The sequence below is a fragment of the Vibrio sp. E150_011 genome (assembly GCF_053544015.1).
Genome location: NZ_JBHFOL010000003.1, coordinates 382,367 through 406,283 on the forward strand (window position 1 = coordinate 382,367; position 23,917 = coordinate 406,283).

Below are 23,917 nucleotides of genomic sequence, written 5' to 3' on the forward strand. Positions count from 1 at the left end.
GCCTTTTTTATTGCCCATGTAAACACTCATTATCGTGTTGAAAATTCGGCATACTTCGACAGTTCATTTCGTAGTTGAGCGACGAGTGCTTCTTGAGCACTCTCGGCTCGATATTGTCCTTTGGTGCTGCCCCACAGCGGACCGGGCCAGGCTATATCGTGATGGAATCTAGCAATATGGTGGATGTGAAGCTGTGGCACCATGTTACCTAATGCACCAAAGTTGAGCTTATCTGGAGAGAATAAGGTTTCGAGGGCGAGGTTGATACATTGTGACTCATTCAGAAATTGTTGCTGCTGATCCATTGGTAAGTGATGGAGTTCAGTAAGGTCAGGGTGCTTGGGAACCAAAATCACCCAAGGTACAGAATCATCTCGGTGCAGTAATGCAATGCAGAGCGGAAAATCACCAAGATAAACGGTATCTTGAGCAAGTTGAGGGTGCAGTGAAAACGTCATTGTATTCTCCTGAAACTGAATTAAAAAAGGCGAGTTGCTTTCGCAATTCGCCTTTTATTTGACTATAACTTCATTGAAGTACAGTGGGTCGTTACATTCTGTCTAATGTTTCGATGCCAAGTAGATCCAAGCCTTGTTTGATGGTCTTCGCTGTTAGCGCAGCCAACTTCAAACGGCTTTGTTTTGTTGTTTCATCTGCTGCACTAAGAATAGGGCAAGCTTCGTAGAAGCTAGAGAACTGACCAGCAAGTTCAAACAGGTAGCTACACATAATATGAGGCTGACCTTCTTTGGCTACAGACTGCACGGCTTCTTCAAACTGCATAAGCTTGGCAACTAGCGCTTTTTCTTTCTCATCTGTAATGAGAATGTCGCCTTGAAGCTCATCCATAGAAACGCCAGCTTTTGCAAATACAGAGGCAACACGCGTGTATGCGTATTGCATGTATGGGGCCGTGTTACCTTCAAAAGCTAACATGTTGTCCCAATCAAACACATAATCGGTAGTACGGTGCTTGGATAGATCTGCGTACTTGACGGCTGCCATGGCAACAGTATTCGCGATGTTCGCTTTTTCCGCTGATTCTAGCTCAGGATTTTTTGATTCAATAAGTGCGCCAGCACGCTCGATGGCTTCATCAAGTAGGTCGGCTAGACGAACGGTACCGCCTGCACGAGTCTTAAATGGGCGACCATCTTTGCCTAGCATCATACCAAACGCATGGTGCTCAAGCGTGGTGCTTTCCGGCACATAACCAGCTTTACGAACAATAGTCCAAGCTTGTTGTAGATGCTGATGTTGACGAGAGTCAATGAAGTACAGCACGCGATCAGCATTTAGCTGCTCATAACGATATTTCGCACATGCAATATCAGTAGTGGTGTATAGGAAGCCGCCGTCACGCTTTTGGATGATGACACCCATAGGCTCGCCGTCTTTGTTTTTGTATTCGTTTAGGTAGACCACTTGAGCGCCGTCACTTTCAACAGCCAGTCCTTGCTCTTGAAGATCTTTGACAATACCTGGCAGCATGTCGTTATACATGCTCTCACCCATCACATCATCACGAGTCAGTGATACATTCAAGCGATCGTAGTTAAGCTGGTTTTGAACCATGGTGACATCGACCAGTTTTTTCCACATTTGAGCACAGAACTCATCGCCGCCTTGTAGTTTCACTACGTAGCCACGAGCGCGGGCTGCAAACGCTTCGTCTTCATCGTAAAGTTTTTTAGATTCACGGTAGAAGGCTTCAAGATCGGACAGTTCCATAGAAACCTCGCCCGACTCTTTTTGCACACGCTCAAGGTTAGCGATAAGCATGCCAAATTGTGTGCCCCAGTCGCCAATGTGGTTCGCACGGATAACATTGTGTCCCAAGAACTCCAGCGTACGAACAACTGCGTCACCAATGATGGTAGAACGCAAGTGGCCAACGTGCATTTCTTTTGCCACGTTTGGTGCCGAGTAATCTGCAACAATATTTTGTTGTTCTTGAGCCGCTACGCCAAGGCGAGAGTCAGCTAATGCGGCTTCTGCGCTTTTTGCTAGGAATTCTTCACTAAGGAAAATATTGATGAAACCAGGGCCTGCGATTTCAGTTTTGCTTGCAATACCATCTAGGTCCAAAACGTCTAGGACTTTTTGAGCGAATTCTCGTGGATTACTGCCCAACTTCTTAGCAACGCCCATGACGCCATTGGCTTGGTAGTCACCAAACTGTGGTTTCGCAGATTGGCGAACTGCTGCAGGGCTGCCTGCTGGTGCGCCAGCGGCTTCAAGAGCCTGAGATACTTTGTCGTTGATCAGTGCTTGGATATTCACACGCGTTTCCTTCAATTCTTGGAATTGGTTTTCACTAGTAATTTGGCGCACATAATAACAACTTTAACGTCTTGCACCTAGGGGCAAACATTGGATTTTTTCTTAATCTTAAGGATTACTGGTAGTATTTACCCCTCGAAGGACAAAAAGAGTGATCACCTAGTGCAACAAACCCTGATGCAAAAAGGCTTAATGCCTTCTCAAATGTTGAATGAAATCGACACATTTACGGATAAAATCCAGACTTTATGCGACACATTATCCCTCGATCTCTCCGATTATCAGGCTGATCACATTGCGCTGAGAATCAACGATTATGATGTCGCTCAGGCGGCGCATCAAGAGTGGTTGTCATACGGAGAGGTGATTTCTCAGGCCAGCATTAATGGTCGACCAATCATCGTCTTAGCGTTTAAAGAACCCCTAAAGACAGCCCTAGGTCGTATCGAATGTTTAGAGTTGCCTTACCCTGCACCGAACAAGCAGCACCCTATTGAGCACTGGGAGCATGTCGAATTTGTGATTCCTTCGGATGCCACGACGGCGGATGATTTTCTTAGTGAGCTTTGTCTGCGTTTTCCTTTGCTCTCGAAAAAACTGACGCAACTCGATGAAAGCGGCGTAGTCATGAAGTTGTCGAGCCCTCACGGTGAGGGGGAACGTTTAGCAAACCCGACCGTGGCATTCAAATCTGATGGGGTGTGTATCAAACTGCACCCTCATAGTTTGAAAAACATAGTGGCCTCTGAGCAAGTATAGTGGTTTCTGAGCGAGTATAGTGGCCTCTGAGTAAGTATTAAGTGGCCCTGCGCAAGCTCGGCATCTGTAAGCAAGCCCTTTAGGTGATTGGATGCTGTCCTTGAGTTGATAAGAATCCCACATATCGACTCAAGGATGCAAAAACGCACACGAAATAGACAAATGGATACCGATAAACGGCTAAATAACAACTAAACTTATCAAAAACACGTAAAGGTGCATGATGAAGTTTATCGTAATGCTGGCATTGGCTTGTCTCGCTTTCCCTTCCGTTTCTGCGTCGTACAATCGCGATTCATCTTTTGATATTGATAATCCAACGTGCGAAGCCATGGCGAATCAAGCCGTCACCAATGGTCGCATAACACTCAATTTTACGTTCTGCAATCGAATTCAATTACCAGATGAAAAACCTGTAGCGTGGTCACCTTCCTATATAGCCGCCTATGAAAAAGCAGGAACTCGTTGGCTAGAAGTCTTAACCGCAGTCAATGAGGTTGAGCATCACGTCATCGACATCGATGTGTACGTGGTCCCGCTTGCTGATGCAAACGGCATGGCGGGGCCGGAGCATGAAATTGATGTGAATTGGCGATTGATCCCCACGAAAGGGTCGATTTTTATTGGCAATCATACCTATACCGATGGTTTTGATGCGACTGAGTTCAATGCCAATATATTGCATGAGATGGGGCATGTGTTTGGTGTTGGGGCGTATACCGCTGATTACACTCGATTGGACGCTCAATTAGGCAATGTATTTAAGGTCCGTGATAGTCAGGCAATAAAACAATACAACCGGCAGTATAAAGTGGATTATCGAGTGTTACCGATAAGCGATGATGGCGGCCACCTGTACGACACGAAATGGGCTGAAGACAAAAAACGCTATGATAAGAATGGGCGGCCAGTGCCCGTCATGACGCAAGAATTGATGGCGAACGGGAATCTAATTGGCCCAGTGACCATGGGCCTAATGGATGATTTAGGTTATCAAGTCAATTATGCCAATGGTGACACGTATTAGTCGCGCAGATCAGTGCGGATTGTTATTTTAAAAAGCCCCCTTTCATTTTGAGAGGGGGCTTTTTCGTGTTTAAGACGACAGGTTGCGATAGTGCACAATGCACGTCGTTATCTGACGCACATTATAATATGTGGTATTAACTTATGCGCATTATCTGATGCTATAGGATAACCGTCTTATTGCCGTAAACAAACACGTGGTCATTGACGACTTTGTTCAGCGCTTTAGAAAGCACATTCTTTTCTACATCACGGCCAGCTTGTGCCATATCAGCAGCGCTGAAGTTATGATCGACAGGGATCACGTCTTGCTTAATGATTGGCCCTTCATCAAGGTCGTTAGTGACAAAGTGAGCCGTTGCTCCGATGATTTTTACACCGCGGTCATAGGCTTGTTGATAAGGCTTCGCGCCAATAAATGCAGGAAGAAAGCTATGATGTATGTTGATGATCTTATGGTGATACTTTTCAACAAAGCTAGGTGTTAACACGCGCATGTATTTGGCGAGTACAAGGTAATCGGCATCATACTGGTCGATGACATTGAGCATTTCTGCTTCGTGTTCTTCACGATTTAGTCCCACATGAGAAACGTGATGATAAGGGATATCAAATTTTTCCGTTAGCCCTTGTAGGGTGTCGTAGTTACCGACTACTGCGGCAATGTCTACATTCAAGCTACCATCGAAGTTTTTCATCAAAATATCGCCCAAACAGTGCGCTTCTTTTGTGACGAGAATAACCACACGTTTTCGTGATGAATCGACCAGTGAGCGTTTGGTCCCTGTAGGCAGAGCTTGGTCAAGGTCGGCGAGTAAGGTTTGATTATTAAAATAACCTTCAAGCTCAGTACGCATAAAGAAATGACCACTGGCATTATCCACAAATTCATTGTTATGGATGATATTCAGCTGGTGCTTGTAACAAATGTTGGTGATCTTTGAGATGAGCCCCGGCGCATCGTTGCAATGCGTTAGCAGAGTTTTCTTTTCCATGATTTACGGCTTCCGTGAAATAGTAAAAATTCTGAACCAATTGAAGTAACTCGATCTCAATAATGTTGAATAGACAATCTATTGAAGTGAATCGTAACTTACGATCAAGAGGATTTAAGTTTGGTGCGTATCCCGCTTTGGTATGTTTAGCGTCAATATATTCAGCGTTGGTACGCCTAATTTTGGAGCGTTTAATGCAGTAACACGCAATCTGTCACCCAGTTTTAATCGATTTTGCATAAGGTTTCAACAAAATCAAACCGACACGTGTTTATTCTTAATAAAGAGCGGTGAGTGTGAATGATAACTCACCTTGATTTTTTACTTTTAAAAGCAGAAACGATTTGAGAGGTTCAAGCTTGTCCCCTTGTTCGGGTATACTGGTGGCATTAGAATCTAAATGACTCGGTGTAATGGTATCTAAGGCAATAAATAAGGCTTTCGCATCAGGGGGCGCTTTAGGGCAAGTGATCCCTGGTTTTCAACCGCGCCAGCCACAGCTCGATATGGCGAATGCGGTAGAAGCCGCGATCCAACAAGATCAGCAACTGGTTGTTGAGGCGGGCACGGGCACGGGGAAAACCTTCGCTTATTTGGTTCCAGCGTTACTTAGCGGCAAGAAAACCATCATTAGTACCGGGTCAAAAAACCTGCAAGAGCAGCTGTTTCACCGTGATCTCCCCCTGATGGTGGATGCACTCGGTTTTCACGGTAAGGTGTCACTGTTAAAAGGGCGCTCCAACTACTTATGCCATGACCGTCTAAGTCGTCAAATGGTAGAGAGCCACACCACCGAAACCAATACTGAGCTGTTGTCGCAACTGGTCAAGGTGCGAGGTTGGGCATCCGAGACTCAATCAGGCGATTTAGGGGAGTGTGATGCTATTGCCGAGGACAGCCCTGTCATCCCCACTATTACCTCAACCAATGACAATTGCTTGGGTAAAGATTGCCCGAGTTTTCAAGACTGCTTTGTTTTAAAAGCTAGAAAGCGGGCGTTGGATTCCGATGTCGTCGTCGTCAATCACCATCTGTTTTTAGCCGACTTAGCGATTAAAGAAACAGGGTTTGGGGAGCTGATTCCTGAAGCAGAAGTGTTTATTTTCGATGAAGCGCATCAGATTCCCGATATTGCCAGTCAGTATTTTGGGCAATCATTGTCGAGCCGCCAGATCCAAGAATTGGCAAAAGATATTGATATTGGTTACCGCACCGAAGCGCGAGATATGAAGCAATTGCAAAAAGCGGGTGATCGCTTGTCTCAAGCCGCGATGGATCTACGAATTGTATTAGGTGATACCGGCTTTCGCGGTAACTGGCGTGATGCGATACAGTCACCGTCTATATTACGAGAGGTCGAAAGGCTGCGAGATTCGGTGGTGTTGTGCATCGACGTGTTGAAGCTTGCCTTAGGGCGAAGCCAATTGTTGGATACGGCATTCGAACGCGCAAACCTAATCAAAGGGCGTATCGAGCGAGTGTGTGATGTATCCATCACCGGGTATTCATATTGGTACGATACAACGCCGAGGCAGTTTAGTTTACATATCACACCATTAAGCGTCGCTGACAAATTTCATGAGCAGATTGAGCTAAAAGGCGGAGCGTGGATCTTTACCTCAGCCACCTTGGCGGTGTCGGAGGACTTCCAGCATTTCACCTCTCGTTTGGGATTGACACCGACACAACAATTCTCACTGCCAAGCCCTTTTGACTACTCCAAACAAGCTCGGTTGTGTGTACCTCGTTATCTGCCAGAGCCTAATAGTAAAGGGTTGGCTGAAAAGCTGGTGTCGATGCTGGCCCCCGTCATCGAAAAAAACCAAGGGCGCTGCTTCTTTCTGTGCACATCCCATAGCATGATGCGAGAGTTAGGGGAGCGCTTTCGTGAAACCTTGTCTCTGCCAGTGTTGTTGCAAGGAGAAACCAGTAAACAAAAAACGTTGGCTGAGTTCATGGAGTTGGGTAATGCACTGTTGGTGGCGACCGGCGCGTTTTGGGAGGGAATAGATGTTAGAGGTGACGCATTGAGCTGTGTTATTATCGACAAATTACCGTTTACGGCCCCAGATGACCCGCTTTTAAAAGCACGGATCGAGGATTGTAAGCTACAGGGTGGGGACCCTTTTAACCATGTCCAATTACCGGATGCGGTTATCACCCTAAAACAAGGGGTCGGTCGACTGATTCGAGACCAAAAAGATTGTGGGGCGCTCATTATTTGCGACAACCGATTGGTGACTCGTGATTATGGCGCGACATTCTTGGCCAGTTTACCGCCGATTCCAAGAACGCGAGACCTCGAAAAAATAGAGGCATTTTTGCTACAATCCCAGCAAAATGCGACAGAAAAAGCACCCATTGAGAAATAGATGACTAACAAAATTCTAGCAATTGATACCGCCACTGAAAACTGCTCTGTAGCGCTTTTGGTCGGTGATAAAACGTATACTCGTAGCGAGCTTGCACCGCGTGATCACACCAAAAAAGTGCTGCCAATGGTTGATGAGTTACTAAATGAAGCGGGTCTAACGCTGCATGATCTTGATGCGCTTGCCTTTGCGCGTGGTCCAGGCAGCTTTACGGGGGTTCGTATCTGTATCGGTGTCGCCCAGGGGCTGGGATTTGGTGCAGACTTACCCATGATCGGTATCTCTACGCTTAAAGCGATGGCGCAGGGCTGTTTCAGAGAAAATGGCGCAACGCACGTTGCTAGCGCGATTGATGCTCGCATGAGTGAGGTGTATTGGGGACGTTTCGAGCGCTCAGAAAATGGCGATTGGACCGAGTTTGATGCAGAGCAAGTGGTCGCACCGGATGCTGTTGTGGCGAATACGTCAGCCGATGAGCATACGTGGGTAACCGCTGGTACAGGATGGGACGCCTATGCTGAATCGCTTTCGACGCTAGCGTTGACGACAGAAGTGTCTGGTGTTTTGTACCCTGAAGCCGAGGACATCGCATTTTTGGCGCAGTATGAATTAGCGAAAGGCAACGTAGTGGCTGCGGAAGAAGCGAGCCCGGTTTATCTTCGTGATAATGTGACTTGGAAAAAACTACCAGGCCGCGAATAACATATTGATAAAAGGGTTAAGTGAAGGCTTAACCCTTTTTATATGAGCCGTTTTTACGTCGCCTAACACTTTTACGAATGCTCTTGGTGTCATTAAAGGCACTCATGAAATAGGTCAGGTTTATGGTTTCGATTCAGGGTTTACCTACCGTCTACTCGCAGCAGCGGACGAATAAAGCCAAACGCAAACAACCGGTGTCTGGCACCTCGACGTCTAAATCGGCGACTCAGACAAATCAGTCTACACAAGTGACGAAAGTCGCCCAAGCGGTGGCAAATTCGGTCAATAACGTATCGACAGCCGACATAGACCGAGCCAATATTCAATATGATCTACCTGAGGGACGCTCTAAGAAAGCCCTTGAATCCTATATGAATGTGATGAATCGAGCTAAGCGAGAGGAACTTGAACAACTCTTTGGTGTCGATATGTACGTATGATAATAAGAACGATTCACCTTTATTTAGGACTTATAGACTCAGCCATGATGAAATCGATAAAAATGTGGGGGGCGCTGTGCCTTTCTTTTCTTCTTACTGCCTGTGGCAGTTTGCCCGATCAACTCGCTACTACGAATGAAAATGTGGTGGCGCAATATCAACCCGTCGTTGACGCAAGTGATGGTATTGAGGTGCGCCTCGGCGGTGTGATTGATACTGTGACCAATCTTGCGTCACGTACTCGCATTGAAATCGTCAACTTACCCATTGATAAGTATGGCAAGCCAGACATCGATCAAGAACCCAATGGCCGTTTCATCGCGTATGTCGATGGGTTCGTTGATCCTGTCACCTATTCACGCGGTCGACTTATCACTGTGGGTGGAAAAAAGGCCGGCGTCGAGCGCGGAAAAGTTGGTGAGTTTGAGGCTGATTTCCCAGTCATCAATGCGTACGGGCAATATTTATGGCGAGTCGAAGAGCGTTTAATCATCAATCGTCATAACAGCTCATTCAATTCGTGTTGGGGGTATTACTGTGACGACTTTTACTACGGCCCGACACAAGGGCGCGTGGTTAAAGAGGTGAAATAACCTTGTCTTTATTTACCGAAAAATATATTGAGATAGGCGAGCAAAACATTGCCTATCTTGAATACTCATCCCAAAAGACGACCGCTAAGACGGTCGTTTTTATTCATGGTTGGATGGATAACGCTGCCAGCTTTCATAAACAGCTCTCCATCATAGAGCAACTGCAACCTAATTGGCGTGTTCTCGCGATAGATTTACCGGGCCATGGGCTTTCAACACACAAGAATGGTGATCATTTTTATAGCTTTCATGACTATATTGATGATTTACACCGCGTGTTGGTGAATCTTCAAGCGATCAATGCAATCTTGGTTGGACATTCACTTGGTGCATTGATCGCAAGTTGCTATAGTGCGGCCTTTCCTGACAACGTGACAGGATTAGTTCAAATTGAGGCACACTTTCCAATCGCTGAATCGCCAGAGCAAAGCGTTATCCGTTTAAGAAAAGGGGTGGAAAGTCGCGAACGCTGGAGAAAAAAGAGCGCTCGAGCACTGCCGTCTTTCGATGATGCGATAACCATGCGAATGCATGCGACAAAGCTCGATCTGACTAGCGTTCGACCGATTGTAGAAAGAGATGTTAAGCAGGTCGAAGGTAAGTGGTATTGGCGTCACGATAGCAAACTCAAGTGTGAATCGGTGTATCGAATGTCGGAGCCTCACGCTGCCGCTATCATGCAGGCGATTGTCATTCCTCATTTGGTGATATTAGGGCGTTCTAGTTATCGTATGCTACAAAATGATGCCATGCTTGAAAAGCTTCATGCCACTCAAATTGAATGGGTAGAGGGTGATCATCATTGCCATTTAGAATCTCCCGCTAGAGTATTTGAACTAATTTCTGAACTAGTTAACAAAAATTAAACAAGTGTTTGAGTCTTTCGTGCGTGAACGGGTTGCCTGTGCTGTAATAACAAGCAATACCAACAAGTAACGATTTTTCGGGCTGTAGAAGAAATTAACAAATTGTTAAACAAACGACCTGTTGATGACTTGTATCTCGAATTTCAAACAAAAGACTTAATACGCAAGGAGTGTAATTGTGGATAAACCTTGGCTTTCTCGATACCCAAGTGACGTGCCTGAGGATATCAATCCGGATCAGTATCCTTCGTTAGTAGAGATGTTCGAGCAGTCGGTGCACAAGTTTGCCGATCAGCCGGCTTTCGTCAACATGGGTTCGGTGATGACGTTCCGTAAACTAGAGGAGCGCAGCCGTGCGTTTTCTGCTTATTTACAAAATGATCTCAAGCTAAAAAAGGGTGATCGTGTTGCGATTATGATGCCTAATCTGCTGCAATACCCTGTGGCATTGTTTGGTATATTGCGAGCCGGCCTTATCGCCGTCAACGTGAATCCACTTTATACACCGCGCGAGCTGGAACATCAGCTCAACGATGCCGATGCCAAAGCCATCGTGATTGTTTCGAACTTCGCTAGTACCTTAGAAAAGGTAGTGGAGAATACACCGATTAAGCACGTTGTCTTAACGAGCCTTGGGCAAATGCTGCCACGAGCAAAAGGGACGGTTGTCGATTTTGTCGTGAAGTATGTCAAGGGTATGGTGCCAAAATACAACCTGCCGGGCGCAATTTCGTTTCGACAGGTGCTGCATAAAGGCCGCAGACAGCAGTATGTGAAACCATTTATGTCGGGTGATGATATTGCCTTTTTGCAATACACCGGGGGTACCACCGGGGTCGCAAAAGGCGCAATCTTGACCCACCGCAATATGATTGCGAACGTCCTGCAAGCCAAGGGTATGTACTCACCAGTGCTGCAAGAAGGACGAGAGTTCGTGGTGACGGCATTGCCGCTTTATCATGTGTTTGCACTGACGGTGAACTGCTTATTGTTTATCGAAATGGGTGGACAGAATCTGCTTATCACTAACCCGCGTGACATTCCAGGCTTCATTAAGGAATTGCAGAAGTACCCATTCACTGCGATCACTGGCGTCAACACCTTGTTCAATGCACTGATTCATAATGAAGATTTCCATGAGTTGGATTTCAGAGGATTGAGGCTTTCCGTTGGCGGTGGGATGGCGGTACAACGCGCCGTTGCAGAGCAATGGAAAAAAACGACAGGTTGCTTACTGCTCGAAGGCTACGGCTTGACGGAGTGTTCGCCATTAGTTGCCGCTTATCCTTATGATCTAGAAGAATATAATGGCTCTATCGGCTTGCCTGTACCGGGGACAGAGATACGCATTGTTGATGACGAAGGTCAACCGGTAACGGATGATTCACCTGGTGAGCTGCAAGTTCGCGGCCCACAAGTGATGCAAGGCTACTGGCAGCGCGTTGAAGCGACGAAAGAGGTCATCAACCAAGAGGGTTGGTTATCGACAGGCGATATTGTGAAGTTTGATGATGACGGGTTCCTGCATATTGTCGATCGCAAAAAAGACATGATCTTGGTCTCGGGCTTCAACGTTTACCCGAATGAAATTGAAGATGTCATTGCGCTCAACGAAAAGGTGCTTGAGGTTGCGGCTATCGGTGAGGCGAATGAAGCCTCCGGTGAACTGGTTAAGGTGTATATCGTTAAAAGCGACAATAGCCTGACGAAAGAAGAAGTGATCGAGCACTGCCGTGTTCACCTCACTGGCTATAAGATACCTAAGCGTGTCGAATTCAGAGAAGATCTACCGAAGACGAACGTAGGCAAAATCTTGCGCCGAGTACTTCGAGAAGAGAACGACGCTAAACTGACGCAAACGTCAGAAAAAACGGTTTAGCGTTAACCTTTTGTTACTATCAGTGTTAAAATGCCAGCCCTCAGTGCTGGCATTGTTTTTTTAAGAGAGTCATCGTGGAATATCAGATAATTACAGAATTCGCCGAATTAGAGTCGGTATGTACTAAGGCTCGCGAATCCGACGTTGTGATGTTGGATACCGAGTTTGTTCGCATCCGAACGTATTACCCTAAACTGGGGCTAATTCAGCTTTATGACGGTAATCAACTGTCCTTGATTGATCCGCTAACCATCAGCGATTTCTCTCCATTCATTTCCTTGCTGCAAGATACGTCAGTTCTTAAGGTGCTGCATGCTTGTGGTGAAGATTTAGAAGTCTTTGCGAACAGCTTTGGTTGTATGCCTTTCCCAATGGTTGATACACAAATCATGGCGGCTTTCCTAGGCTACGGATTGTCGACGGGTTTTGCAGCCCTAGTGGATGAGTATATTGATGTGCAGCTGGATAAGAGTGAATCACGCGCCGATTGGGTAGCGCGTCCTTTGACTCAAAAGCAATTGGATTATGCCGCGGCAGACGTGTTTTATTTATGGCCACTGTATCAGCAGCTTAGCCAAAAAGTAGACGATAAAGGCTGGTGGGATGCGGCGCTGCAAGAGTCGGAATTGATGACCAAAAAGCGCGGTAAAACACCAAACGCAGAGCTGGCATATTTAGATATCAAAGGCGCGTGGCAGCTGAATCCTAAGCAGCTAGCGGCGCTAAAACCATTGGCAACATGGCGACTTAAAGAAGCGATTAAACGCGATTTAGCGTTGAATTTTGTTGTGAAAGAACAAGACCTATGGACCATCGCTCGGTTTGGACTAACGCAACCGAAAAAGATGGAAGAGGAAGGGATGGATCCTCGTTCTATTCGTCGACATGCCGAGCGAATTGCCGGTATTGTGAAAAAGGCGCAGCACTGCTCAGAAGCTGACTACCCTGAGCAAATCGAACGTCTAATGGATTTCTCAGGTTACAAGCAAGTATTTAAAGTGCTAAAAGATGAAGTGAAGTCGGCATCACAGCAGACAGGGCTTGCCACTGAATTCCTAGCATCAAAAAAACAACTGAATCAGTTTTTATCGTGGGTCTGGAAGAAAGACCGCGATCCAGCTGCATTGCCTGATGTTATGCAAGGCTGGAGATTGGACGTGTTAGGTAGACATTTAGACAAGCGAATGGACTAACACACTCCTTTGCGTCGTCCGCCCAATAAAAAACCGAGTGTATGAAACACTCGGTTTTTTTGTGCACGTTATTGCTTGTTTCTAAAGATACGAGCAATAACTATCGTGAGTTATGAACTGACGACTCACGTGTTGAAGCCTTAGTTGTTGCTGTGCAATTCGCTGTTAAGCTCTACTGCTGTCTTGTTCGTTAGGCATTCAATCTGTCCAGTCACTGAATTGCGACGGAACAACAAGTCTGACTTTCCAGCAAGGTCGCGAGCTTTAGCAATCTCAACTTCTTGGCCTGTTGAATCTAACATGCGAACTTTAGATCCAGCCGTCACGTACAAACCTGACTCAACCGTACAGCGATCGCCAAGTGGGAAACCTAGTCCTGCATTCGCGCCAAGTAGTGAGTTCTCACCGATAGAAACAACCACCGTACCACCACCGGACAGTGTACCCATGATAGAAGCACCACCGCCGATATCAGAACCGTTGCCGACAACCACGCCAGCAGAAATGCGACCTTCTACCATGCTAACACCTGTTGTGCCGGCGTTGAAGTTGATGAAGCCTTCGTGCATAACCGTGGTGCCTTCGCCCACATGAGCACCCAAACGCACACGAGAAGTATCGGCGATACGAATGCCCGTTGGTACAACGTAATCAACCATTTTAGGGAACTTATCAACGCAATCAACGGTTAGAGCTTGACCCGCAAGGCGAGCTTCGATTTGGCGGTCAGCAAGCTCAGGAAGGTCGATAGGACCTTGGTTTGTCCACGCAATATTGTGCAGTAGACCAAAGATACCATCAAGAACCGTACCGTGAGGTTGTACAAGGCGGTTTGAAATCAATTGTAGCTTAAGGAAGCCTTCTGCCACAGATTGTGGTTTTTCATCGCTAGCAAGCACAACAAGAACAAGTGGCTGCGCTGATTGCGCCGCTTTTTCTGCAAAAGCCGCATTTTGTGCGTCATCAGCGTTAGCAAAAGCGGTGGCGAGTTGAGCGCTTTGTGCAGCGGTGATTTCGATAGCTTGGTTGCCTTGAGTGTACCCAGAGACCTCAGCAATTGCCGCTACTGCTGCATCACTAGGGTTAAGGCGCGGGTGAGGAAAAAATGCTTCAATGATTTTTCCGTCGCGGTTTTTAGTTGCAGTACCAAAGGCGAGTGAAAATGCTGCCATGACTATCGTTCTCCATTTTGAATTGTCCATAAACGGTAGCAAGTGGCGCAACCGCTTAGATTCTGTTGATGACATTCATCTTAAAGAGAGCGACCTGCAGATGAAAGGGGAAACACGGCAAAAGTCTGTAAAAAGATATTGGTTGTCTTTTTGGAGACACTTTTCGCCAAAAAGAAATATCGCTAGTTCACTACCGAGATTAGGAACGAAGCCATAAGACTGGCAGGTATGGATTGTTGTGGATAGATGACAAAGATTCAATCTAATCCATCGTAATTAAGGTTCCCTTTTCAAGGGAATGACGGCTTTTTTTTGTGGTGATGAGCAATGTACCAAGCCCTGTTGCGTGTATACAGCCCCGAATTTTCTGCTCATCATAGGTAAATAGGTAAATAGGTAGATAGGTTAAATGGAACACTTTATGGTAAAAAAACAGAGTGGGGTCTTATAAAGAAACCCCACTCTATCGCTTAGATCATTGTCTTACTTTGCGGGGGTCTGATCGATTGTGATATCAAATGAATTGATGGTAACCACCTCACTCAATAAATCACCCTCTTCGCCTTTACCATTATCATTATCACCAAAGCGAAGTATAAAGTTAGTGTTTAACTTCGTTCCTTCAGCAAGCCCTTTCACTTTTGTATCAGGGTAGGTAGCTTGAAAAGCGTTATAATCTGAATATTCTTCCTTCTTTTCGCCTTCTCGGTGAGTTCGCTGAACGACTTGTCCGTTACGCGGCCCTGAAACATATAACGCAAATGTTTCTGTCGCGTTCCAGCCATCAAGGTAAATGTTGATATAGGCGTCAGAAGCAGCCTTATCCGAAAATGTATCAGAAACTTCAACGTCGACATCTACCGATACCTGACTTAAAGTAGGCGCGTCGCTTTCTTTAGCTGCAAACTTGGTAGTTGAATAAACCCAAAGTGGGTTGTTAGCGCTTGATTGGCGGTTACCGGTGAATTCAATGTCTACACTATGATTAGTATCATCGATTGAATCAAGAATAGTTCCTCCAACCAACTGTTCTGATACGACAACTGGCGATAGCTCTTTGACTGTAAAATCTTTAACTTTAAATTGTAGATCTGCTTCTGTATTGTCATCAGCTACGCGAACAATAAAGTTAGTCTTGAATCTCTCACCATCCATTCGCGCTGCTAATTTGTAGCTGCCATAATTTTCAATAAACGTGGTTTTATCCATAGGCGCTGCACCATCATCAACTGTTATGTCGCCATTTGGATAATAAATAGCACGAACTAGAGTACCAGTTTCATCCAATAGGTAGATGTTCATAAAAGTGCTAAAGCTTTCATGTCCTTCGAGTTCATAGCTGAACTCAAACTGCTTCAAAGACTTCTGGCCATCTTCAAACTGCATCTCGGGATACAACCAAGGTTCTGCCAATCCTCTGTTATTCGCTACCGTACTGAATACACCAAAACCGTTTTGATCGAAAGACACTAGCTCAGCATTATCAACCTGTGACGGCTTTATTACTGGAGTGACTGGTGTCGGAATAGGAATTATTTCAATTGGATCTCCAAAGTCTGGAGGGGTAATAATGATTACTCCTGATTTTGGGTCGATCTTTAATTCCCCAAAGTCGTAGTGTTTTAAGGGTTGGAAGTCAATCGATGCAATAGTTGATGCGCCATTGTTAGCCGTAAGTATAACTTCAGCATCTCTCGTTATATAACGATAAGCATGAGTGTCGTAAACCACTTCCTTATCTTCATCTTCGTAAGCTGAACCGGTTGCCCCAAAGTTCTTTGATTCCTCACGCGATTCAGTAATCGTTGAATGATAGAAATCGATGTCTTCGCGGTCAGTTACTGTGAAAGTAACGTAGGAAAATTTTTTGTTATCTACTTTTATTTCCACATACATTTCATTTCCAGGAACGTCTTCTTCGCCTTCAACTAGATAGTAGGAATAAAACTGGTTGTATTCGCCATCGACATGTTGCGGAGTAATTTTGAACGTAGCATCACCAAAAACTTCGACGTCTTGAATTCCATCGAGAACAATATCGTTGATGTCATAATCTTTTGTTCCGTACGTATCAGTAACTGACAGTTTATAGCTACTGGTTCGAACATAATGAACGTTGCCGTCAATGTCTTGTATCGCACATACATTGCTTTCGAATTCAGGCGTTTTGACCGTTTTACTCTTTGGTAACTGCACGTCTTTTAGGCACGTATTAGATAATGCGTTCATTTCTGAAATATTAGCTAGTGTCGCATTAACACTAACAGTGCGACCTTGCAGTGCTGGCGATTCTGAAGTCGAACTATCATCACATCCAACCAACACCAAACTTGCTAATACTAGTGAAGATAAAACTGTTTTTTTCATGTTACTCTCGCTTTCGACTTAATTGGTACTAGTACCAATTAATGATAAAAAATTTTGACTATGAATTGTTCTTTCAACCAGAAATCTCTCTTGGTCAAGTGCGATGCAGTCTAATGCGTACTGGTACGCATTGCAAGATTTATTTGGTACCAGTACTTAAAATTGCTTGTGAGGCAGGAACTCTGTATGCTGGTCATTCCCTAGATACGAGTCGGTTGAAGATGATGGCGCGAATTACCGCGGAAGAAAAAAGACAAAAAAAAGAAAGAATGGACGAGTGCATTGTTAAGATTTTTCTTAATGAAGGTTGGTCATCTGTGACCTATGACCGCCTTGCCAAAGAGTTTAATGTCCGAAAAAGTAGTATCCAAGCGTATTACCCCAGCAGCATTATGTTTGCCACAGCACTTCAAGGCGTGATTTTTCCTCTCTTTTTAGAGATGCTTGATTTTGAAACGAAGGACAAGTTTATTGACTCATGGGTATCGGCTTATGAAGACGAAAGTAATCACGTGTTTAGAGAAGTTGTTGAGATGCTCCTTCAAAATATCTTGAAGGATGGGACTAGTCCATATTCTCGCGGTGGCGTGCTCAGATTAAAGCAACATTTGGCTCAAACAATTGGCGAAGGAGAAGCGACCAGTGCCATCAAATCAGTGTTCGGTGAGTTAGTCTACCGAAAAATGTATGACTAACAGCTTTTCTTTGCCTGTCATTATCATCTACTAATTGACGAAAGTTTATGTGGGCACTACCTAGGCAGCATCATGATCCGGAAGCCATCGTCTAACCAACGTTAAAACGACAAAAATAATGACAGCCCAAAACACGAATGAGTAACAAAATCTAGAGAGGAAAAAAAAGTAACTATCCGATTTACCGCTGTATGACAGGAAATTAAACGGGTATCCAATGATTCTTTCGGCAGTAAAGAATGACTGAAATTGAAGAAGGAAAACAGCCGTACCCAAACTTATCTTGGCGATAATACGTTTGTTCTTTTGAGTAAAATGTAACATGGTGAAATAGACATCACATAATAGGTAGGTGTGTTTAGGGTAGATCCAATCAGTAGCTTTTATGAGAAAAAATTCACGTTCATTAAATCACACGATCGGATACGTGCCCATAAAGGACAAAACTGGCGACCATATCATCCAAATAAAAAACCAGCGTAAAGTGCGTCACTTTAAGCTGGTTAGTATGGTATTTATTTAAGCCGCGTCATCTTGAGCTTCAACTGCCTCAACCGCTTTTGGTTTTTTCGGCGTTGGTTTACGCTTTGCTCCGAGTGCGTAAAGCACTTCTTCTTTATGCTGAGCTAAGAACAAAGAGAGCTCTTCTTGCTTATCTTCCGTTTCAATGATTTTGCTTTCAGCGAGTAGCGTAAACAACTCATCGGCAGTATCTAGCATTTTATCATAAGCGTCAGCTTCAGCTTTAGAGGTAAAAGTCATCTTTTCTTCTCCGTTGCGTTCCACCACGTACTTGACGATTACAGCCATGGTTAATCCTCTAACAAGTTAAATTTTTATCGACAATACTGTCTGTTTATACATAGGTTGAAAGTGCTTGTCCAGTCAGTAGGGGAAAACTGAGAACTGATTGCCTAATTACTATTCTCTGTGGCTGGTTGTTGGTGTTAAGCCGTGCCACAGACAGGAACCATGGATTATTTTGTATTGTCCCACTGTTGGCAAAACGTGATGAACGATCGTAGTAATGGGCTTTGATACTTTTCTTTGTGGAACAGCAGCCAAAAGCGTCGTTTCATATCCAAAGAGACGGGGAGCTCACAGATTCGTCCGTCTTGAATCGCCGTTTGTGCGGCGAGTTTTGAGATACACGCTAACCCTAAACCAGACGATACACAATTGAGAATGGCTTCGGTGGTATTGAGTTGAAATGCTTCATGCCATACCTCAATACGCGGTGCCACCGTTCTTAAGAAAAACTCACGAGTGCCTGACCCGGGTTCTCTCAGTATCCATTCGCTGTTTTCGAGCAGAGAGAGGTCGATCACTCCGGCATGAGCAAGTGGATGCGAAACGCTGGCTACGATACACATCTCATCTTCACTAAAGGGGGTGCTTTCTAATTCGGGATGCAGTGTCTTGCCTTCAATTAAGCCAATATCCAATTCGTAGTCGACTAATTTTTGGCAGATCAGGGCGCTATTTGATATGAAGAGTTGCTGCGCTTTGTGCTGGAACGTTTGTCGATATTCGCTCAATAAATAGGGGGCGACTTGATTACCAATCGTGTCACTGGCGCCGATGCGCAGCTGACCACGAAAACTTTGTTCCTCAGAAAAAAGGGATTCAATATCCTTACTTCGGCTCAATAATTCATCAGCGAGGGGCAGCAATTTTTGCCCTTCTTGATTGATCACTAGCCGGTTGTTAACACGGTCAAATAGCGCATGACCGATCTGTTTTTCCAGTTCACTCAAAGACATACTGACCGCTGCTTTTGATAAGAACAGGGTGTCAGAGGCGGCGGTTAAGGTCTGGTGCTGAGTAACCGCAACAAATACCTTGAGCTGTTTCAGTGAAATATTAGTATTCATGTTAAATTTTTTTGAACGGCTGTTGAAAACAAATGGATATACCTAAACGTAAACTAGATTTATCATGAGCGCAACTTAATAAAACGAGCAGGCATGGTTATGATTGCACTAGCAAAACGAACTCACCATAAAGTGAAAAATGCACCAACCCCAATGGCAGGGCTGGCGTTAGGGATCGCAAGTCTTGGATGGAGTTGGGAAAATGCGGGCAATTTTAATCACATGGCACAATGGACGGGTGCGGCTATTGCGGGTCTACTGCTTGTGTTGCTGGCGTATAAGTTTCTTTTTCATAGTCACTTGCTAAGACAAGACCTTGCTCATCCGGTTGTGGGCAGTGTTGTACCAACATTTGCGATGGGAACCATGGTCGTGTCGAACTCGGTTGGCCACTTCTACCCTGTACTGGGTGACAGTATCTGGTTAGGTGCGGTCGCATTACATGTCGTGTTCCTAGTGAGCTTTATCTATCACCGTAGCCGAGACTTTAAACTGCATCATATGGTGCCAAGCTGGTTTGTACCCCCTATTGGTATTGTGGTCGCGGATGTTGCATTTTCGGGTACGCCAGCGTTAGCGCCAGTGGCGGATGCGGTGTTGTATTTTGGCATTGCTATCTACGCGGTTATGCTGCCTTGTATGGTTTATCGCTTAATTTTTGCCGGCGAAGTGCCTGACGCGGCCAAACCAACATTAGCAATATTGGCTGCGCCTGCGAGTTTGTCATTAGCAGGGTATCTAACCGTCGTCTCAAACCCATCGCCAGTCCTTGTCGCCTTGTTGTTTGGCATTGCTGTGTTGATGACGATGGTGATTTATCTCGCCTTTATTAAACTGATACGCCTACCATTTAGCCCGGGTTATGCGGCCTTTACTTTCCCGTTGGTGATTGGCGCTACCGCTTTGTTTAAATTGGCAGCATGGATGGTCAATGTAGGGGTGGCGCAGGATGCGGTCAATCAAGTGATGGTCTTAGCAAATATTGAATTGGTTATCGCAAGTATTGTTGTTAGCTACGTTGCGCTGCGTTATATGTTGGCTTATCGACCACAAACTCGACCACAAACGACAAAGGTTTGTGCTTAGGACCTTGAATACACACATACCATCATGCGTTGCCACGAAATTATGTGATAATCTTACACAAGGATTATCTGCAAAAGGCGCGGCAACGTGTTCACCGTTTATCACTCAAATCAAATAGATGTACTCAAATCCCTGTTGGTGCAGCTTATTAAGATCGACCCGCTAGCCAACCCCTTCGAAAAAGAACAAATTCTGGTACAAAGCCCGGGCATGTCGCAATGGCTCAATATTGCCATGGCGCAAGAATTTGGGATTGCGGCGAACACCGATTTTCCTTTACCTGCTACTTTTATTTGGGAGCGCTTTACTCAAGTGCTTGATGATGTTCCTCAGCGCAGTGCCTTTAATAAAGAAGCGATGACATGGAAGATCATGCATCTATTGCCGCATCACCTCGGTGATGAGGATTTCGCTCCTCTTGCCCAGTATCTGGAACACGATGACGACGCATCGAAGCGATACCAGCTCGCTGAAAAAATAGCTGATATCTATGATGGTTATTTGGTGTATAGGCCGGAATGGATTGCCGCGTGGGAATCAGGGCAGTCGGTTCCTGATTTGGAAGATGAGCAGCCTTGGCAGCCAAAACTTTGGCAGTCTTTGTATGACCATACACTGGCTTTAGGCCAATCGCCTTACCATCGTGCCAACTTGTATGAGCATTTTATCGACACCTTGGCGCACAGTCGTGGTGAGCAATTGGATGCCCGGCTTGCGGGTTTGCCAAAGCGATTGTTTGTGTTTGGTATTTCCTCATTGCCTCCACGTTATTTGGATGCGTTAAAAGCATTAGGGCAGCATATTGATGTGCACTTGATGTTCACCAACCCTTGCCGGTATTACTGGGGGGATGTGAGAGACCGTAAATACCTCGCACGATTGGCCGCCAGCAATCGTAAGCATTTACAAGCCATAAGTGAGATTGGCGATGTGTCTGAGTGTCATGATACCCCGACATTAAAAGGCAGCGTTGATGACAACGTCGACGATGAACTTCACGTCAGCGATATTGGCAATAGCTTATTGGCTTCGATGGGTAAATTGGGCCGAGACAATCTTTATCTGCTTTCTCAGCTTGAGTCGAATGAAATTGAAGCCTTTGTTGATATCGACCGAGATTCTTTACTGCATCATATTCAGGCCGATATTTTAGGTCTGGAAGAGCATCAAAATGACAGTATCATCCTCAACTCTGAGCACAAACCGGATATTGCCAGCGATGATCGCTCGTTAACGCTGCACGTCTGTCATAGCGCGATGCGTGAAGTTGAAGCCCTTTACGATAATCTACTCACCATGTTTGACAATGATCCCCAGCTCAAACCAAGGGATATCATTGTGATGGTGGCGGATATCAACGCTTACAGCCCTTCGATTCAAGCGGTATTTGGTAACGCCGCGGGTGAGCGCTATATTCCTTTCTCCATATCAGACCGAACCGCAGACAAAGAAAGCCCGCTACTCAATGCCTTCAATCAGCTTTTGGCGCTGCCTGAGTTGCGTTGTACCTCTAGCGAGCTGTTAGAGCTCCTTGATGTACCGGCCATACTGGCGCGTTTTGATCTCGATGAGCAAGAATACGCCATGATCAAGCTTTGGGTTGATGAAGCTCAGGTTCGCTGGGGGATTGATGAGCATACCGCTCACGAGTTTGATTTACCGGAGTTTGGCCAGAATTCGTGGATGTTTGGCATATCAAGAATGCTAGCAGGCTATGCAATCAGTGAAGAATCCGGATTACTTTGCGTGGATGACGATGTGATTGCACCTTATGAGCAGACCCAAGGTATGCGCGCAGAAACGGCCGGTAAATTAGCGCAGTTTATCGATACCATAGCAGGCTATAGGCAACGCTTGAGCATGGCCACTAACATTGAGCAGTGGCGTACGGTGATTAATCAGCTGGTGGATGATTTCTTCAAGGTTGAACTTGAAGGCGAAGTCGTGATTAAGTCGATACGAGATACCATTTCAGGGCTGCAAGAACAGTTGCAAGATGCGTGTTTCGACGAGCATTTATCCCCTAAGATCGTCAGGCAGTATTTTATCAATAAACTGTCGGGCTCACGTGTTAGTCAGCGCTTCCTTGCCGGGCAGGTGAATTTTTGTACCCTAATGCCGATGCGTTCGATCCCGTTTAAGGTGGTGTGTTTGCTGGGAATGAATGATGGCGTCTATCCGCGAAGCGTCCCGCCGGAGAGTTTTGACCTCATGACAGGGCGTACTCGGGCTGGGGACCGGTCTCGACGAGATGATGACCGTTATCTGTTCCTCGAGGCGCTGCTTTCTGCGCAGCAATCCCTTTACATCAGCTATGTTGGACGCTCTATCCAAGACAACACTGAACGAGTGCCATCGGTACTAGTGTCTGAGTTGATGGAGTACTGTCAGCAAAATTATCGCTTGCCGGATGATGGGGATATGAATGTGGATGATTCTGGTCAGCGTCTCAATCAGCGCCTAACACAAGAATACCCAATGGTGCCATTTAGCCCTTCGCACTTTGATGCCAATAGCGATAAGCAGAGCTATGCGGCCGAGTGGCTACCCACCGCGCGACAGAGCTCGCAAGAACAAACGGTGCAATCTGCGGCAACGCATTTTGTGCTACCGCCGATTGACCGAGCGTTAGGCGAAGTGGTTGAGCTGGACCTAACCGAGTTACAGCGATTCTGGCGCTTGCCGGTGCAGTATTTATTTAATCGTAGGCTGCAGGTTTCATTTGACCAGCAGCATTTTATGGTCGAAGAAGACGAACCCTTCGCACTCAATGGGCTAGAAAGTTTTGGCCTGCGAAATGAGTTGCTGTCGACACTGGTTAAAAATGGTGGTCAGTTGTCTGAGTCGGCCATGTCGGACTTTCAACAACAGCAAAAAGCGCAAGGCTTCTTACCTGTGCGGCATTTCGGTGATTTAGAACTGGCGGGCAACATGATGCAGACGCAAGAGCTGGCGCAAGCTGTGGCTGCGTTGACGACCTCTACGGTGGATGATTGCGAGGTGAATCAACGAGTAGATCTGGGGCACTACCGCATTCGCCTGCAAGGCTGGATTACCGGGCAGTATGCGTCGGGTTTAGTTCGATACCGAAGTGGGCGGCTGCGTGCCAGTGATTATCTCAGTGCGTGGATTGACCATTTACTACTCGCGGCAACCGGCAGTACTAAGGCCACTCATATGCTGGCATACGACAAAAAAGAAGGCGTTGTGCATCGCGTTTTACCCGCGTTGGACGCAGAGTTTGCCGCAGGGCATCTGAAAGAGCTGTTGTCTTTGTTTGTGGAAGGGCTCGATCAACCCTTGGCGTACTTTCCTGAAACGGCCATGGCAGGCATTGAGGCCAACTTTAGCCGCGGCGCATGGAAACCCGATGACGAAAAAATGCTGAGTAAAATGGAAGCCAAGTTCATCGGGGGTTACATGATGATTGGAGAGGGGGGAAACCCTTATATCTCGAGAGTCTGGCCACAATGGGACGACAACATGGCGCAAGAAAGCAAGCAATTGGCGGCGCGCGTCTTACAGGCGCCACGAACCATGAGCCAAAGTGCCGAAGACTTTTATTCAATGGTTCCCGCGACCACAAACGCCGACGATTGACGCCGATCATGAGTG

Annotated in this window: 19 protein-coding genes; 12 read left to right on the forward strand and 7 right to left on the reverse strand. The window is 45.9% G+C overall.

The window, feature by feature from the left end; all coding sequences use genetic code 11:
• Positions 1-29: 29 nt before the first annotated feature.
• Both ACE1OE_RS07830 and argS read right to left on the reverse strand, forming a co-directional pair.
• Positions 30-458, reverse strand: coding sequence for an HIT domain-containing protein (locus ACE1OE_RS07830; RefSeq protein ID WP_449210638.1), 429 nt, complete (start codon positions 456-458; stop codon positions 30-32).
• A gap of 91 nt (positions 459-549) precedes the next feature.
• On the reverse strand, positions 550-2,283 hold the full coding sequence (gene argS / locus ACE1OE_RS07835; RefSeq protein WP_372059473.1) for an arginine--tRNA ligase: 1,734 nt from the start codon (positions 2,281-2,283) through the stop codon (positions 550-552).
• A gap of 162 nt (positions 2,284-2,445) precedes the next feature.
• Here argS and ACE1OE_RS07840 point away from each other — a divergent pair, with 162 nt between their 5' ends.
• Both ACE1OE_RS07840 and ACE1OE_RS07845 read left to right on the forward strand, forming a co-directional pair.
• On the forward strand, positions 2,446-3,042 hold the full coding sequence (locus ACE1OE_RS07840; protein WP_372059472.1) for a VOC family protein: 597 nt from the start codon (positions 2,446-2,448) through the stop codon (positions 3,040-3,042).
• A 220-nt stretch (positions 3,043-3,262) separates the two neighbouring features.
• Positions 3,263-4,069, forward strand: a complete 807-nt coding sequence (locus tag ACE1OE_RS07845) for a hypothetical protein (RefSeq protein ID WP_449210639.1) — start codon at positions 3,263-3,265, stop codon at positions 4,067-4,069.
• A gap of 160 nt (positions 4,070-4,229) precedes the next feature.
• Here the strand turns inward: ACE1OE_RS07845 and purU are convergent, their stop codons facing one another.
• The gene (gene purU / locus ACE1OE_RS07850) at positions 4,230-5,063 is read right to left on the reverse strand and encodes a formyltetrahydrofolate deformylase (RefSeq protein ID WP_102468780.1); all 834 of its coding nucleotides are present in this window, start codon (positions 5,061-5,063) and stop codon (positions 4,230-4,232) included.
• Between the two features lie 413 nt (positions 5,064-5,476).
• Here purU and ACE1OE_RS07855 point away from each other — a divergent pair, with 413 nt between their 5' ends.
• The 7 genes from ACE1OE_RS07855 (at position 5,477) to rnd (ending at position 13,108) form a co-directional block, all read left to right on the forward strand.
• Positions 5,477-7,435, forward strand: coding sequence for an ATP-dependent DNA helicase (locus ACE1OE_RS07855; RefSeq protein ID WP_372059470.1), 1,959 nt, complete (start codon positions 5,477-5,479; stop codon positions 7,433-7,435).
• Positions 7,436-8,137 carry a tRNA (adenosine(37)-N6)-threonylcarbamoyltransferase complex dimerization subunit type 1 TsaB gene (gene tsaB / locus ACE1OE_RS07860; RefSeq protein ID WP_102468778.1) on the forward strand — a complete coding sequence of 234 codons (702 nt, stop codon included), beginning with the start codon at positions 7,436-7,438 and terminating at the stop codon, positions 8,135-8,137. It begins immediately after the preceding gene.
• Between the two features lie 122 nt (positions 8,138-8,259).
• Complete coding sequence (locus ACE1OE_RS07865; RefSeq protein WP_102468777.1) at positions 8,260-8,577, forward strand: chromosome partitioning protein ParA; 318 nt, start codon at positions 8,260-8,262, stop codon at positions 8,575-8,577.
• Positions 8,578-8,621: 44 nt separating this feature from the next.
• Positions 8,622-9,170, forward strand: a complete 549-nt coding sequence (locus ACE1OE_RS07870) for a Slp family lipoprotein (RefSeq protein WP_102468776.1) — start codon at positions 8,622-8,624, stop codon at positions 9,168-9,170.
• Between the two features lie 2 nt (positions 9,171-9,172).
• Positions 9,173-10,036: an alpha/beta fold hydrolase gene (locus ACE1OE_RS07875; protein ID WP_449210640.1), complete on the forward strand. Its 864-nt coding sequence runs from the start codon at positions 9,173-9,175 to the stop codon at positions 10,034-10,036.
• A 178-nt stretch (positions 10,037-10,214) separates the two neighbouring features.
• A complete protein-coding gene (fadD, locus tag ACE1OE_RS07880; RefSeq protein WP_449210641.1) occupies positions 10,215-11,915 on the forward strand; it encodes a long-chain-fatty-acid--CoA ligase FadD in 1,701 nt (566 codons plus the stop codon).
• Positions 11,916-11,989: 74 nt separating this feature from the next.
• Positions 11,990-13,108 carry a ribonuclease D gene (gene rnd / locus ACE1OE_RS07885; protein ID WP_449210642.1) on the forward strand — a complete coding sequence of 373 codons (1,119 nt, stop codon included), beginning with the start codon at positions 11,990-11,992 and terminating at the stop codon, positions 13,106-13,108.
• 140 nt (positions 13,109-13,248) lie between these two features.
• Here rnd and dapD read toward each other — a convergent pair whose 3' ends face one another.
• Together dapD and ACE1OE_RS07895 are read right to left on the reverse strand one after the other, a co-directional pair.
• A complete protein-coding gene (dapD, locus tag ACE1OE_RS07890; RefSeq protein WP_372059464.1) occupies positions 13,249-14,280 on the reverse strand; it encodes a 2,3,4,5-tetrahydropyridine-2,6-dicarboxylate N-succinyltransferase in 1,032 nt (343 codons plus the stop codon).
• A 483-nt stretch (positions 14,281-14,763) separates the two neighbouring features.
• The gene (locus ACE1OE_RS07895; RefSeq protein WP_449210643.1) at positions 14,764-16,647 is read right to left on the reverse strand and encodes a hypothetical protein; all 1,884 of its coding nucleotides are present in this window, start codon (positions 16,645-16,647) and stop codon (positions 14,764-14,766) included.
• A gap of 41 nt (positions 16,648-16,688) precedes the next feature.
• Between ACE1OE_RS07895 and ACE1OE_RS07900 the strand changes: the two genes are divergently transcribed.
• The gene (locus tag ACE1OE_RS07900; protein ID WP_449210644.1) at positions 16,689-17,342 is read left to right on the forward strand and encodes a TetR/AcrR family transcriptional regulator; all 654 of its coding nucleotides are present in this window, start codon (positions 16,689-16,691) and stop codon (positions 17,340-17,342) included.
• 519 nt (positions 17,343-17,861) lie between these two features.
• Here the strand turns inward: ACE1OE_RS07900 and ACE1OE_RS07905 are convergent.
• Positions 17,862-18,152 (reverse strand): YebG family protein, encoded by a 291-nt coding sequence (locus tag ACE1OE_RS07905; protein WP_102468770.1) that lies wholly within the window; start codon positions 18,150-18,152, stop codon positions 17,862-17,864.
• A gap of 167 nt (positions 18,153-18,319) precedes the next feature.
• Positions 18,320-19,216, reverse strand: coding sequence for a LysR family transcriptional regulator (locus ACE1OE_RS07910; protein WP_449210645.1), 897 nt, complete (start codon positions 19,214-19,216; stop codon positions 18,320-18,322).
• Between the two features lie 99 nt (positions 19,217-19,315).
• Here ACE1OE_RS07910 and ACE1OE_RS07915 point away from each other — a divergent pair, with 99 nt between their 5' ends.
• The gene (locus ACE1OE_RS07915) at positions 19,316-20,302 is read left to right on the forward strand and encodes a TDT family transporter (RefSeq protein WP_449210693.1); all 987 of its coding nucleotides are present in this window, start codon (positions 19,316-19,318) and stop codon (positions 20,300-20,302) included.
• A gap of 87 nt (positions 20,303-20,389) precedes the next feature.
• The gene (gene recC, locus ACE1OE_RS07920; protein WP_449210646.1) at positions 20,390-23,902 is read left to right on the forward strand and encodes an exodeoxyribonuclease V subunit gamma; all 3,513 of its coding nucleotides are present in this window, start codon (positions 20,390-20,392) and stop codon (positions 23,900-23,902) included.
• Positions 23,903-23,917 lie beyond the last annotated feature (15 nt).

What these genes read in the sequence shown, in the direction of transcription:
- ACE1OE_RS07830 (WP_449210638.1), bottom strand. Translation starts at nt 458, where the DNA reads ATGACGTTTTCACTGCACCCTCAACTTGCTCAAGATACCGTTTATCTT.
- ACE1OE_RS07845 (WP_449210639.1), top strand. Translation starts at nt 3,263, where the DNA reads ATGATGAAGTTTATCGTAATGCTGGCATTGGCTTGTCTCGCTTTCCCT.
- purU (WP_102468780.1), bottom strand. Translation starts at nt 5,063, where the DNA reads ATGGAAAAGAAAACTCTGCTAACGCATTGCAACGATGCGCCGGGGCTC.
- ACE1OE_RS07855 (WP_372059470.1), top strand. Translation starts at nt 5,477, where the DNA reads ATGGTATCTAAGGCAATAAATAAGGCTTTCGCATCAGGGGGCGCTTTA.
- tsaB (WP_102468778.1), top strand. Translation starts at nt 7,436, where the DNA reads ATGACTAACAAAATTCTAGCAATTGATACCGCCACTGAAAACTGCTCT.
- ACE1OE_RS07865 (WP_102468777.1), top strand. Translation starts at nt 8,260, where the DNA reads ATGGTTTCGATTCAGGGTTTACCTACCGTCTACTCGCAGCAGCGGACG.
- ACE1OE_RS07870 (WP_102468776.1), top strand. Translation starts at nt 8,622, where the DNA reads ATGATGAAATCGATAAAAATGTGGGGGGCGCTGTGCCTTTCTTTTCTT.
- dapD (WP_372059464.1), bottom strand. Translation starts at nt 14,280, where the DNA reads ATGGCAGCATTTTCACTCGCCTTTGGTACTGCAACTAAAAACCGCGAC.
- ACE1OE_RS07895 (WP_449210643.1), bottom strand. Translation starts at nt 16,647, where the DNA reads ATGAAAAAAACAGTTTTATCTTCACTAGTATTAGCAAGTTTGGTGTTG.
- ACE1OE_RS07900 (WP_449210644.1), top strand. Translation starts at nt 16,689, where the DNA reads ATGATAAAAAATTTTGACTATGAATTGTTCTTTCAACCAGAAATCTCT.
- ACE1OE_RS07905 (WP_102468770.1), bottom strand. Translation starts at nt 18,152, where the DNA reads ATGGCTGTAATCGTCAAGTACGTGGTGGAACGCAACGGAGAAGAAAAG.
- ACE1OE_RS07910 (WP_449210645.1), bottom strand. Translation starts at nt 19,216, where the DNA reads ATGAATACTAATATTTCACTGAAACAGCTCAAGGTATTTGTTGCGGTT.
- ACE1OE_RS07915 (WP_449210693.1), top strand. Translation starts at nt 19,316, where the DNA reads ATGATTGCACTAGCAAAACGAACTCACCATAAAGTGAAAAATGCACCA.